General features: G+C 48.5%; 11 protein-coding genes. 5 read left to right on the forward strand and 6 right to left on the reverse strand.

The features are described 5' to 3' along the window. Positions 1 to 148 precede the first annotated feature (148 nt). The 3 genes from dxs (at position 149) to ON05_RS06480 (ending at position 4,195) form a co-directional block, all read left to right on the forward strand. Positions 149 to 2,056 carry a 1-deoxy-D-xylulose-5-phosphate synthase gene (dxs, locus tag ON05_RS06470; RefSeq protein WP_010476766.1) on the forward strand — a complete coding sequence of 636 codons (1,908 nt, stop codon included), beginning with the start codon at positions 149 to 151 and terminating at the stop codon, positions 2,054 to 2,056. Between the two features lie 34 nt (positions 2,057 to 2,090). Next, positions 2,091 to 3,158, forward strand: coding sequence for an S-methyl-5-thioribose-1-phosphate isomerase (mtnA, locus tag ON05_RS06475; RefSeq protein ID WP_010476765.1), 1,068 nt, complete (start codon positions 2,091 to 2,093; stop codon positions 3,156 to 3,158). A 176-nt stretch (positions 3,159 to 3,334) separates the two neighbouring features. After that, the gene (locus ON05_RS06480) at positions 3,335 to 4,195 is read left to right on the forward strand and encodes a metallophosphoesterase (RefSeq protein WP_063825639.1); all 861 of its coding nucleotides are present in this window, start codon (positions 3,335 to 3,337) and stop codon (positions 4,193 to 4,195) included. A 40-nt stretch (positions 4,196 to 4,235) separates the two neighbouring features. Here the strand turns inward: ON05_RS06480 and ON05_RS06485 are convergent, their stop codons facing one another. Then, positions 4,236 to 4,901, reverse strand: a complete 666-nt coding sequence (locus tag ON05_RS06485) for a hypothetical protein (RefSeq protein WP_010476763.1) — start codon at positions 4,899 to 4,901, stop codon at positions 4,236 to 4,238. 464 nt (positions 4,902 to 5,365) lie between these two features. On the opposite strand from ON05_RS06485, the gene ON05_RS06490 reads away from it, so the two are divergent. Together ON05_RS06490 and ON05_RS06495 are read left to right on the forward strand one after the other, a co-directional pair. Continuing rightward, a complete protein-coding gene (locus tag ON05_RS06490) occupies positions 5,366 to 7,117 on the forward strand; it encodes a serine/threonine-protein kinase (RefSeq protein ID WP_010476761.1) in 1,752 nt (583 codons plus the stop codon). 220 nt (positions 7,118 to 7,337) lie between these two features. Continuing rightward, positions 7,338 to 7,997, forward strand: a complete 660-nt coding sequence (locus tag ON05_RS06495; RefSeq protein ID WP_029315420.1) for a TVP38/TMEM64 family protein — start codon at positions 7,338 to 7,340, stop codon at positions 7,995 to 7,997. On the opposite strand, the gene ON05_RS06500 is transcribed toward ON05_RS06495, so the two are convergent. From ON05_RS06500 to ON05_RS38430, 5 genes are all read right to left on the reverse strand, one after another. Beyond that, positions 7,951 to 8,163, reverse strand: coding sequence for a hypothetical protein (locus tag ON05_RS06500; protein ID WP_010476758.1), 213 nt, complete (start codon positions 8,161 to 8,163; stop codon positions 7,951 to 7,953). The two genes, ON05_RS06495 and ON05_RS06500, sit on opposite strands and share 47 nt — an antisense overlap. After that, entirely contained in the window at positions 8,154 to 8,786 is a 633-nt protein-coding gene (locus ON05_RS06505; protein WP_010476757.1) for a Vat family streptogramin A O-acetyltransferase, read from the reverse strand. The genes ON05_RS06500 and ON05_RS06505 overlap by 10 nt, the downstream gene beginning before the upstream one ends. 5 nt (positions 8,787 to 8,791) lie before the next feature. Further along, a complete protein-coding gene (locus ON05_RS06510) occupies positions 8,792 to 9,634 on the reverse strand; it encodes a DUF547 domain-containing protein (RefSeq protein ID WP_010476756.1) in 843 nt (280 codons plus the stop codon). Between the two features lie 67 nt (positions 9,635 to 9,701). Further along, complete coding sequence (locus tag ON05_RS06515) at positions 9,702 to 11,717, reverse strand: glycosyltransferase family 2 protein (protein WP_010476755.1); 2,016 nt, start codon at positions 11,715 to 11,717, stop codon at positions 9,702 to 9,704. 704 nt (positions 11,718 to 12,421) lie between these two features. Next, entirely contained in the window at positions 12,422 to 12,613 is a 192-nt protein-coding gene (locus tag ON05_RS38430) for an ATP-binding protein (protein WP_085945219.1), read from the reverse strand. Positions 12,614 to 12,749: the final 136 nt, after the last annotated feature.

Here is a 12,749-nt window from a genome sequence, read left to right on the forward strand (position 1 = left end):
ATAAAAATTGTTCTCGATCGGCTTTGATCCTTGGCGAATAAATTGAGCGAGTGGGGATCAATTCTCAAAATGTGATCAACGCGACGGCCTGAAATCGACTACAGTAGAGGATAGCGAAACAAGCAAATTGACGGGAGACGACTCCGGTATGCATCTGAGTGAAATTGTCCACCCTAACCAGTTGCACGGGTTATCTATTTCGGAACTGAAGCAAATTGCTAATCAGATCCGGGAAAAGCATTTAGACACTGTGGCGACGAGCGGTGGCCATTTAGGACCGGGGTTAGGGGTTGTTGAACTGACCCTAGCGCTCTATCAAACCTTAGATTTGGATCAAGATAAAGTGGTGTGGGATGTCGGACACCAAGCCTATCCCCACAAACTGATTACGGGACGATACGAGCGGTTCCATACCCTACGCCAGAAAGATGGTGTTGCGGGTTATCTCAATCGTCGGGAAAGCAAGTTTGACCACTTTGGTGCGGGACATGCATCCACCAGTATTTCATCGGTTTTAGGAATGGCCTTGGCCCGAGATGCCAAGGGAGAAAACTTTAAAACAGTCGCAGTCATTGGCGATGGCGCAATGACGGGTGGGATGGCCCTGGAAGCCATTAACCATGCGGGGCACCTTCCTCATACTCGGATGCTCGTGATCTTAAACGATAACGACATGTCCATTTCTCCCAATGTGGGCGCCATGTCTCGTTATCTAAATAAGATGCGTCTGAGTCCTCCGATTCAGTTCTTGTCCGATAACTTTGAAGAACAGCTGAAGCAGCTTCCCTTTGGGGAGCAGGTCGCTCCCGATTTGAAGCGGCTGAAAGGCGGTATGAAGCGCTTGGCGGTTTCCAAGGTTGGTGCGGTATTTGAAGAGCTGGGCTTTACCTATATGGGCCCTGTAGATGGCCATAGCCTGGAGGAGCTGCTGGCAACTTTTAAGGAAGCCCATTTGCATGAAGGTCCTGTGTTGGTGCATGTGGCCACCACGAAGGGTAAGGGATATGCGATCGCAGAGCAAGACCAAGTCAGCTACCATGCCCAAAGTCCGTTCAACCTAGAAACGGGTAAAGCCAAGCCATCGAACAAACCCAAGCCGCCCAGCTATTCCAAGGTGTTTGCTGAAACCCTAATCAAAATGGCGGAAAACGACATTCGGGTCGTGGGCATCACCGCAGCCATGGCTACGGGAACAGGGTTAGACAAATTACAAGCCAAACTGCCAAAACAATATATTGATGTCGGTATTGCTGAACAGCATGCCGTCACCCTAGCCGCCGGGATGGCCTGTGAAGGGATGCGGCCCGTTGTCGCTATCTATTCCACCTTTTTGCAGCGGGGCTACGACCAAATTATTCATGATGTCTGTATCCAAAACCTGCCCGTCTTCTTCTGCTTAGATCGTGCCGGTATCGTCGGTGCCGATGGACCCACCCACCAAGGCATGTACGATATTGCCTACCTGCGCTGCCTCCCGAATATGGTGATGATGGCGCCTAAAGATGAAGCCGAACTGCAGCAAATGTTAGTGACGGGCATCAATTATACCGATGGCCCCATTGCGATGCGCTATCCCCGAGGCAGTGGCCTGGGTGTCGGCCTGATGGAAGAAGGGTGGGAACCGTTACCCATTGGTAAAGCAGAAACCTTGCGTCATGGCGATGATGTCTTGCTACTGGCCTATGGCACGATGGTGAACTTAGCCTCTCAAGTGGCGGATATGCTGACGGAGCATGGTGTGCGGGCTACAGTGGTAAATGCTCGATTTGCCAAGCCTTTGGATACAGAGTTAATTATTCCTTTGGCTCAGAAAATTGGCCAGGTGGTCACCCTAGAGGAAGGCTGTTTGCCCGGTGGCTTTGGCTCGGCTGTCTTAGAAGCCCTGATGGACCATCAAGTGCTGGCCCCTGTGACTCGCATTGGCGTTCCAGATCAATTGGTAGAGCATGCCACACCGGATCAATCCAAAGCGGAGCTGGGACTTACCCCTGCTCAAGTGGCAGAAAGAGTGTTAGGGTTGCTGAAGCAGAAACCAGCGCCTAGCTACGTTTCCTAATACTTGTCCACTGATTCTCAAAAACTGAACTCTGATGACTGCATCGGTTGCCAATCCCGTTTACCCTGTTGTTTGGCGTGGCGACCACGTTGAACTGATTGATCAGACTCGCTTGCCGCAACAATTTAGCGTTGTGGAGATCCGCCGCTCGGAAGATATGGCGACGGCGATCAAAACCATGATTGTTCGAGGTGCTCCGGCCATCGGTGTAGCTGCTGCCTATGGCATGTACTTGGGAAGCTGCGAAATTACCACAGACAACCGGGATGGGTTTTTAAGTGAACTGGTTGGCGTGGGTAACCAATTGAAAGCGACCCGACCGACGGCAGTGAATCTCTTCTGGGCAGTAGATCGGATGCTGAAAGTGGCTCGCCAAACCTTAGGCCCGATTTCCCAGATTCAAGACCAGCTGTTAACAACGGCTCAAGAAATTGGGGCGGATGATGTCCGCACTTGCCAGGCGATTGGTAATCATGGCCTCAGTGTTTTACCCAAAGATCCTGAAAAGCTTTGTCTTCTGACCCACTGTAATGCTGGAGCCCTAGCGACAGCAGGTTATGGTACTGCATTGGGAGTAGTTCGCTCTGCTTGGACTGCAGGTCGATTGGCTAGGGTCTATGCAGATGAGACTCGGCCTCGTTTGCAGGGGGCTAAGCTAACCACCTGGGAATGCGTACAAGAAGATATTCCTGTAACCCTGATCTCCGATGGCATGGCTGCCCATTGCATGCAGCAGAACTTGATCGATGTGGTGGTGGTTGGTGCCGATCGTATTGCCGCAAATGGCGATGCGGCCAATAAAATTGGCACTTACAGCGTTGCCCTCTGTGCTAAAGCCCACAATTTGCCTTTTTATGTCGCAGCGCCCCTCTCAACGATTGATTTTGATCTAGCGGATGGTGGAGGGATTCCGATCGAAGAGCGACATCCATCGGAAATTTATCAAATTGGGACAACGGATATTTGTCCAAAAGGGGTTGAGTTCTATAACCCTGCCTTTGATGTGACTCCTGCTGAATTGATTACTGGCATTATTACGGAGCATGGGGTGTTTGCGCCAGGGGATATCCGAGAGAAGCTCAGCCATCACCGCTCTACTTAAATTTGCCACTTCTGCCCTCTGTCATCCCAGGGATGTGGCCAATGGGGATGCCTATTTGTTATCACAGGAATTGGTGCTGATTCTTAGATGCGATCGCAAAGTCGCTTTTAGAGAGAGTATCTGGCTACTCTGAAGGTAAGGATGGCAAGGAATTGATGGGACAGAATTTGGGGCAGATGCCTAAAAGACGGCTTTTCAGAAGGCGAAGTATTGGGGTGTGGACCTTATTGCTCCTATTTCTCCTAGCTCTAGGATTACCGGTGTATGCCTATAAGATTGAACCCTATTGGTTAGAGGTAAAGACGGTCCCTCTAGTCTTGCCTCATTTACAGCAAGAGTTTGATGGCTATCGGATTGTGCAGCTCAGTGATGTGCATGTGGTCGATCAAATGCCACAGTCTTTTTTGGAAAAGGTGATTGACCAAACCAACCGACAGCAGCCCGATCTCGTCGTTATTACAGGAGATATTGTCACCGCGTCTCCTCAGCGATATGCATCTCGCATTGAAGCGGCATTTAAAACTTTTGAAGCTCCGACCGTCGCTGTTTTAGGTAATCATGATTATTGGTCTGATCCAGAGGCAGTCCAGCAAATTTTGCAGAATGGTAATGTGCAAGCTCTCCGTAATCAGGTCTATACGGTGCGACGAAACCAGGCTCAACTGCATATTGCAGGGGTTGATGATGTATGGGCAGGAGCAGCCGATTTAGATCAGGTGATGGCCCAGTTGCCCAAGATAGGGGCCGCGATTTTATTAGCCCATGAACCTGATTTTGCAGATACCGCTGTCACCACCCATCGATTTGACTTAGAACTATCTGGGCATGCCCATGGCGGTCAGGTTGCGATTCCATTTGTGGGGGCTCCCGTGTTGCCCCCCCATGGCAAACGATATCCCATTGGCCAATATCAAATTGAAGATTTAATCCAATACACCAACCGTGGAATTGGCATGGTTAGCCCTCGCGTTCGGTTTGGGAGTCGTCCTGAAATCACGGTTTTTCAGCTGTCTGCCCCTGCTGAACAGCAATCCTAGTGGGCCTGTATCAGATGCTGGTTTATTCAGCTCCCAAGACTTAACCTTCCGTGGCCTGTAAAGCATTGGCATAAAGAGATGGTCGGAGACATAGATAGACTAACGGTCCCAGGAATGGAACTAACGCAGCGCCCCAAAATAAGGGAGACTGCATCGATAAACCCCGTCGATTGGCATCTGCGATTAATATGGCGGGAAAGACAAGACTGAGCATACAAAAATCTAAGCTCATAACGTGAATAAACCGGCTTGTTTGCCAGAGCTGGACAAAATTGCCCCAGTCTCCTTGGGAAAAGCCAAAAGCTAGAAGGACGACCCCACCCACTAACAAACCCAGCCCTAATCCTCGGCTGTCCCAAAACTTTAAGTTGCGGTTGCTTTCTCCTGCTAGCTCAGGTTGAGGTGATTGGCGGAGAGCCAGGTAGGGCAACAGGGCAAAGGCTCCAAAAGCAAAGGATAGGCTGGCGAATGGCCATGCTGATATTTTTTGCTCGCAACCATCGGCAAACAGGACGCTTCCATAGATCATGGGCCAGATGCCCATCAGGTTAAACAGGGCAATCACTAAGGGATTAATGCCTTCCCAGTTCATCGTCGCTAGCTTTTGAATTAACTCCAGGGAATTTCCCTGATCTGGGGGGGCTAGAACAAAGGCATAGAAACTAAATCCTAGCCATAGCAAACCAAATCCAATTTTTTGCGCCATTCCAACTCCAGTCTTGTCGATATATATTTAAAATATGACTGAATTTGGATGATATGAGGGCGATTTAAACTGGGACTTAGGGATAAGGTGCAATACCTTTACCTCTGACATTGACTGATGCTCAAGTACTGCCAGTTTTCCCCTCTCCATAAGACGGGTTGCATATAAATCTCTGCACTAACGATAGGTCATCAGAATCCCTTTCATTCCTTATAGCTTTCTTGGCCTTGGGCCATGCAACTTGATTTCTCAGTGACAACAATCACACCCCCATTTGACGATTGTCACTGAGATGCAAAGCCAGTGACTGTATATCTTATAGACACACCCCGCTATCCCAAGGGACAGGCAAATGAACCCAACATTCTGGACGGTTTGACGACCAAAGGCTGAGATTTTTATTCAGCCTTTGGGTATCGGCCACGAACAACCCCTCAAAGAATGGCCTACTCTGGAGCTCTCCCATGCTATTGAACAATCGCTTTCGAATCTTAAAACAACTCGCCAAAGGCGGTTTTGGCGCAACCTACTTGGCAGAAGATACCCATATGCTGTCGCGGCGCCACTGTGTGGTGAAGCAATTGCAGCCGGAGGTGCCTAACCAGAGCTGCTATGAGATTGCGCTCAAGAAATTCAAAGAGGAAGCGGCGGTTCTTGAACAACTGAAGCATGATCAAATTCCTCAGCTGTATGGCTATTTTGAGCAAGAGAATCGCTTATTTTTGATCCAGGAATGGGTTGATGGACCCACTTTAGGCGAAAAAGTTCGAGCGTTGGGACAGCTCTCGGCAGAAGAAGTTCAACAGATGCTGCTCCGAGTGCTACCGGTTCTGGAATATCTGCAAAATTTCAAAGTCATTCATCGGGATATTAAGCCAGATAACTTGATTCTGCGGCAGGCAGATAGTCGCCCTGTGCTAATCGACTTTGGCTCCATGAAGCGGCATCTCAAAACCCGGATCAGCTTTTCGGGAAGTGTTGTGGATTCCGTGATTATCGGGACGGAAGGGTTTATGGCCCCTGAACAGGCAGCCCAACGAACGGTCTATGCCAGCGATTTGTATAGCTTGGGGATGACGGCCATCTATGCTCTGACAGCCAAGCTACCGGTGGAGATGGAATCTGACTATGATACGGGGCAGTTTAAATGGCGACAATATGCGCCCCATGTCAGCGATCATTTAGCGAATATTTTGGACAAGGCGACGGAATTTAGCCCCCATGATCGCTTCAGCACCGCAGCCGAAATGCTCGATGCGTTGACCCTCCAGAATGCGAGTGCTGCTGCCACGCTTATCTCTGAGCGAACGATTCATGAACGACCCACAATATTAGATCAGGTTGAGCCTGAGCTGGCTGAACCCGCGACTGTACCTACGCGTCAGACTCTGGCGCTTTCCTCCTCTGTAGTGATGACCTCTCTAGTGGCAGGCGGTATTGGATTTGCGATCGCCCTTGGTTTCCAAGGTTTAGGTCCCCAAGCTGTCACAGCCAACCCGGATCAGACCAGAGATACGGGCACGCCTTTGGTACAAGCAGCCAATACCTTCTCCGGGCAGGGGCAAGAGCTGGGGGCCATCCGTACCCTGTTGAATGTGCCCACCACCTCGAAACATGCCCAGGAAGCCCGAGAAAAAGTTGCGAATCTCGTCCACCTAGAGTTGGGGCAACCCATCGATCAACAGTTGGATGTCATTAATTTGGAGAAGCCTCCTGGTAAAGCCAAGCGAAGTTTGGCCGGGCTTGGCGTCTCCTACTTATCAGAAGTGGACACCAAGACGCAGCGGGATAAAGTACAAACGAAATTTGGCCACTCCCCCATCCAGACTTACCGATCCAGCTGGCCCATCCATCGGCAACCCACGGATGCGGATTTAGTTGCTGATCCCAAATCTTGGTATGACCCTTGGTTTGAGCAGTATGAAATTGCGCCCGGTATGACGATGGAAGTGATGTATGGATGTAAGTCAAACAAGGTTCTGCAAACAGCTGAAACCTTTGACCGCAACAATGTGGATGATGAATTAATCGAAGCCCGCTTCAACCGGATTTTGCAAGGCAGTCGTAAACAAGATATCCAAGTCTCCCAAGCGACCCTCAAGAAACTCGTCGATAACAAAGGTAAAGCTAGAACTGAAACCTTCTCGACAGACCAAGTGCAAGGCTGGATTATCAGCAATCAAGACCAGCTGATGATTGTAACCCGAGGGATTTAATCGATTTAGTTATTCCCTCGCTAAGAAGAGGCAAGTGTTTTCGGGGCAGTGATGCTGTGATTGTCTGGCCCACTCGTCCATAGAGTGGACCTGCATCACTTGACCCCTATTGTTCTTTGGCAAAGAAGCGTGGGCTAACGGTAAAGCTTCTTAGGATGAAATATTAAGCAATAATTAAGCAAACTATTTTAAACTATTGGCAATCTCAATCTTCATTGCCATGAATAGAACTCTGCGCAGACTGCTTAAATTCCTCTTGATTATCGGGGTTGTGGTGGGCTTAATCTGGCTCATCCAACAATATGGAATGGAGCGAATTCGGGCCAATGTTGCCTATATGGGCGTCTGGGCACCGATCGGTATTTTTGCCCTCCGCTTTATCAGCGTCGTGATTCCAGCGTTACCTAGTACGGCCTGGTCTCTGTTGGCAGGGAGTGTTCTAGCTAACTTTTGGACAGCATTATTTACGGTTGTCTTGGCAGATGTCATTTCTTGTAGCCTGGCGTTTTTCCTAGCGAAAAAATTTGGTCGAAATTTGGTGGAAAAGCTTGTTGGAACTAAGTTTATGGATAAAGTTGACAAAGTCAGCCAACGGCATTTGGAGACTAACTTCTTTCTCCTAATGGGGTTCCTAATGACGGGGGTATTTGATTTTGTCAGCTATGGCGTTGGGTTAACGACAACCAGGTGGGTACAGTTTATCCCTGCACTGCTGATTGGTATAACCATTCACAACACTCCTGTTGTCGCCATAGGTGCGGGATTATTTGCTGAGGGCAATGGCCAGTTTTTAGCTGTAGCGGCAGTTTTGGGGATTTTCTCGTTGGCTATCATCACTGGATGGTTGCAACGCCGAAAAAGTCAGACGGCTGGGGGGTAAATGCTAGAGACAAGGCTTTAAGAGCAGTCTCAGGGCTTTCTACTCGCGCTTGGTGATCGTGCACTCGATAGACAACCTTGAGAAGGCTATCTTCGTCTTGGCTAATTTTTTGATCGATTAAGGCAATCGTATTGGCGTTAGATACAACAAAGAGAACTACAGACATGCTCGCAATACATCAATGTCAGCACCCACAATTTTCTCTAGATTGGCTGTGATGGTCTCAATATCCCAATTCCACCAAGCAATACCCAGCAAGGCTTGCACGACTGAATCGGGGAATCTCTGGCGTATCACAGTGGCAGGATTACCACCCACAATGGTGTAGGGTGGGACATCTTTGGTGACCACTGACTGGGCAGCTACGATGGCCCCATCGCCAATCTTGATACCTGGCATGATCACAGCTTCATAACCAATCCAGACATCATGACCAATAATGGTATCTCCCTTGTAGGGATACTCATTTCCCTGAGGGGTAATCCGTTGCCAATCCTTGCCAAAGATTTCAAAGGGAAAGGTGGAGAAGCCGGACATTTTATGGTTCGCCCCATTCATGATGAACCGAATGCCTCGGGATAAAGCGCAGAACTTGCCAATGATCAGCTTGTCGCCAACAAAAGGGAAGTGATAGAGGACGTTGCGCTCAAAGTTCTCGGAGTCAACGGGGTCGTCGTAATAGGTGTAGTCACCAATCACGATGTTGGGATTGGTGACCGTATTTTTGATAAAGCAAATTTGCGGAAACCCCGCCATAGGATGAACCACGGTAGGGTCAGGGTATTCCATGGAGTTTATTGCTTATTGAGGGACCAATCATAGCCTAAATAACTGACTTGATAGTTGCCAGCTTTTAAATAGGCTTTGTCTTCTTCAGAGACATAGTTGCTAATAAAGTTGAGGACTGCTTTTTGCTTATCATCGCCACCGAACTGATCCTTGACGGCAAAATCAGGTTTCCAGTCATCGCCATACCAGTCAAAGATTTTAGACAGATAGACTTTGTTCTCTTGTCGATCAATCCGGAAGCCACTGTCAGGGCGGGCGAGCCATCTTTTGGTTTGATCTTCTAGCTGAGCATCTACATTTTCGGCTGTGAACGGTTCATTGCGCAGGGGAGGACAGCTCTTGGCGGCACAGACTAAGGCTGCATGAATGCGTGGCTCATTGAAGGTGGGACGGATAATATCATGCTCGATATTGTTTAGGGTTTTGGATTCACCTGCCAGCTGAAATTTCTTGGAACTCCAGACCCCTGGAATATCTCGAATACTGGCTTTGAGAGGTTCCTGCTCAATGATGGCGAGCAAGGTCAAGGCGTTATAGGCATTCATCAGGTATGCCAATTGCTGATTCTCGTCCCAGCCTTTGTAAGTATCTGGGGTAACGGCAGCCAACTGAGCGTAGTAGCGATCCAATGCTCCCCGATTTTTTTGCAAACCCTCGTAATTGACCCAACCATCATCTGTGACGTATTCAGTGAGCAACTGTGAATAGTCATCGTTGCTAAAAGGCTTATTGGAATCAATCGCCGCTTGAACTGGGATATCTTCAGCACCGATAAATGGCAGATTGGCACAGCTGCCCAGCAGAAGCACACCTGGTAACAAAATAGAAAAGGGTTTTATCTTTTTCATAATCTATTTATCTCCAGGTATCTCAAAAAAACTATATGCTTCTATGTAGCCCGATGGAACTGAGAATTTACTGAGATGTCCCTGGGCTGGCCTTAAAAAGTGCATTGGAACGTTGAACGTACCAAGTCCAACACCATCCCAAGACAAAGGGAGTCCATAGCCAGATACGCTCACTAGAGGTCAATAGCCAATGACTTGCTCCCAAGCTCTCGCGGTGGGGAAGGGCAAAATAGACAAAGGCTGAGAGACTGACCAGACGCGTTCCCCAATTCCCACTAGCAACCGCAAAAGGGACCAGCCAAGTAAAGTACCAGGCATGAACCACTGGCGAGAGTAGCAGCAAGATTCCTAGATAGCTTTCGGTAAAGTCACCGACTTGGGTGGAGCGCCAAAGGAGAAAAAGGAGTGCGATCGCAAGGGGTATCAACAAAACCGCATTGTGCCATTCGGGGGCTGATAACAATGTGCCAATGGGCAAAAACTCAGCACTACGGCCTTTGGTGACAAAGGAGGAACTGGTCGGAATGAGGGGGCAGCTGGTCAGGGAACAAAACGGTAAGGCACTGATCAGCATAGGCACGACTGGCAGCAGAATAGAGATGCTCGCCCATATCCACTCTCGCTTTTTCACAAAGGTCCAACCCACAAACCCAATGATGGGTAGAGAAATCCATTTGGTGGCAATACTGACGCCCAGCAGCCCTAATCCGACAAGAGTTGCCCGACGGGATTGAGTATCCAAACAGAGCCAGGCCCAAACGAGGGGCAGAATAAACCAGCTATCGTAATGGGCTCCGCCTGCGAAAGAGTAAATGATCAGGGGGTTCCAGGCATAGATCAGGGTGTTCAGGAGGCCAAATCGCCGTTGAAGTAGCCAGCAGACCCCTAAATCCGCTGCAATAAACGCAACTTTAAACAGTAGAACAGAGGTGGAAATCGCAGCCAACCCTCGGAAGCCTAATTGGGTGATGGGTGGATAAATGGCTGAGGTCTCAGCATGATTGATCAGTGACCACCAGGCTGTACGCAGGGGTAATAGCTGAGGTGCGGCAGGAGGCAGTGCAAACGGGTTGAGTCCAAAGTTCTGCAACCGTCCTTCCCAGAGATAGCGCCAAATATCATTGCCGGGAGCCATGGCTAAGAGGATGCATCGAGTTGAGATCGCAACCATCCAAAACCACACCTTCGACACTTGGGGCAATGTCCAAGATATAACAAACCCCAGTCCCATCACGCTTACCCCTCGCCAAAACGGCGGCACCATCCCTGGCTGGGTAAAATCACCATAAGGAACGATCATGGCGCAGCCTGCCACCAGCAAAATGGCACTTAGCCATACAGCATATTTCCGCAGAGGGGATTTTGCGTAGAGCAGTTGTAAATGCTGCCCGTATAGAATCGCCAGAGTACCCAAAATAACGCTACCCGCCTGGACACTTCCCTTAATTGTGCCGCTAATTTTGGAGCGTCCCCCTTGGCGAGGGCGGTAGCCTTGAGGAATCTCGCAGGTACGCAGTTTATGTTCGGCGGCCTTGGCCTGCATTTCCACCGTCCAGCCAAAGCCACGATCTTGCATATTGAGCTGTTCAAGGCGAGAGCGGCGAATTAAGCGGAGGGGACCTAAGTCTTGAAAGGAATGTCCCCACCCCCAACGAATTAAGATGGTGGCTAAACCATTTCCCCAGTTCTGAACAGGGGTCATGGCAGCGCGACTATCGGGGCGGACACGGCGATTGCCTAAAATGAAGTCATAATCTTGGCGTTGATCAAAAAACTCTGGCAATACGGATAGATCATCGCTGCCATCACCATCACAAAACAAAATCCAGTGGATATGTTCGGGGATATTCTGCATTCCTTGCCAGCAGGCTCGGCCATAGCCAGGAACTGGTTCAGAGAGAACGTCCGCACCTGCAGTTCGGGCAGTATCGGCGGTGCGATCGCAACTACCATTATCAACGACTCGAATTTGATGCAATCCCAAATCCTGTAAGGAATGAATGACGGTTTCAATCGTTTCCTCTTCGTTTAGTGCAGGGATAATGACCAGTACATCATCCCAATTTGTGTTAGAAACCTTCATTCAGATGCAGGGTGTATAAAGCGTGGTTGTATTTAGTTAACCTTAGCAAGATTAAATTGAGGACCTGACTTAGCTGAGCGTTTACTGAGAGTTGAATGAGAAGTCTTCCACAAAGGCAGTCAATTTTTAATATTTAGAGCTGGATTTTTGATGGTTTTTAGGTATGATTCTAATTATTTAATCCACAGACAATAAATCAATAAATTTGGACTGTATACCTTATGTATAATATATTTTTGAGATAAATAGTAATACCAAATGTAGCTCTAATGTGGAGTGAGATTATGATTTGGGAATTATAAGAATACAGTTATTTTTACTTAATTTATGTTCGGTGAACGCACAAAATTCTTATTCTTAAGTGTAATGATGGCTCTCAGCACAAATGTTGCTGCTCATGCCCATTCCATTCCTATGGCTAAGCCTCAGTCAGCCGGTCCGCAAAAAATTGCCTCAGCTTGTTTACAGCGTATGGGCCAAGCTGCAGGCGGACAAACGATTCTCCTCAATGTTTGTTCAATTAAACATGAGCAAGGGTTCTATAACTCTTTTATTTACTATTTGGGGCGCGAAAAAATTTCGAGCTTGGCAGATTGTAGAAGTTTATCCTGGATAACTTACCCAGAACAGCAACGCCACTATCCTCGATCGGCTGCAACAGATTTAATGGTTAGGACCGTGTGTCAATAAGGCCCAAAGTCTATCTAGCGACTACAGGGCAATCGGACTGTAAAGGTTGTTCCTAAGCCAATCCTGCTATTGAAGGTAATAGTGCCCTGTAGTAGCTCCACAAACTGTTTGACAGTATTCAATCCCGCGCCCGGTAAATTGCTGATATTCTTGCCACGATAAAACGGATCAGCTATAAGGGACTGCTCTTCAGGCGAACCCCCTATCCCTTAGCCAGCAATTTGAAATGGTGATGAAATGCTTGCGGTGAGAAATCTGGAATTGGCTCTCTCCATGCTCGGGAGAGTAGCGAATCGCATTTTTTTTAATATTGGTCAAAATTGACCAGAGAAGTTGGACAAC

The organism is Acaryochloris sp. CCMEE 5410 (assembly GCF_000238775.2).
Taxonomy (GTDB): domain Bacteria; phylum Cyanobacteriota; class Cyanobacteriia; order Thermosynechococcales; family Thermosynechococcaceae; genus Acaryochloris.

Coding starts and splice junctions, on each gene's coding strand:
- dxs (WP_010476766.1), top strand. CDS start 149: ATGCATCTGAGTGAAATTGTCCACCCTAACCAGTTGCACGGGTTATCT.
- mtnA (WP_010476765.1), top strand. CDS start 2,091: ATGACTGCATCGGTTGCCAATCCCGTTTACCCTGTTGTTTGGCGTGGC.
- ON05_RS06480 (WP_063825639.1), top strand. CDS start 3,335: ATGCCTAAAAGACGGCTTTTCAGAAGGCGAAGTATTGGGGTGTGGACC.
- ON05_RS06485 (WP_010476763.1), bottom strand. CDS start 4,901: ATGGCGCAAAAAATTGGATTTGGTTTGCTATGGCTAGGATTTAGTTTC.
- ON05_RS06490 (WP_010476761.1), top strand. CDS start 5,366: ATGCTATTGAACAATCGCTTTCGAATCTTAAAACAACTCGCCAAAGGC.
- ON05_RS06495 (WP_029315420.1), top strand. CDS start 7,338: ATGAATAGAACTCTGCGCAGACTGCTTAAATTCCTCTTGATTATCGGG.
- ON05_RS06500 (WP_010476758.1), bottom strand. CDS start 8,163: ATGTCTGTAGTTCTCTTTGTTGTATCTAACGCCAATACGATTGCCTTA.
- ON05_RS06505 (WP_010476757.1), bottom strand. CDS start 8,786: ATGGAATACCCTGACCCTACCGTGGTTCATCCTATGGCGGGGTTTCCG.
- ON05_RS06510 (WP_010476756.1), bottom strand. CDS start 9,634: ATGAAAAAGATAAAACCCTTTTCTATTTTGTTACCAGGTGTGCTTCTG.
- ON05_RS06515 (WP_010476755.1), bottom strand. CDS start 11,717: ATGAAGGTTTCTAACACAAATTGGGATGATGTACTGGTCATTATCCCT.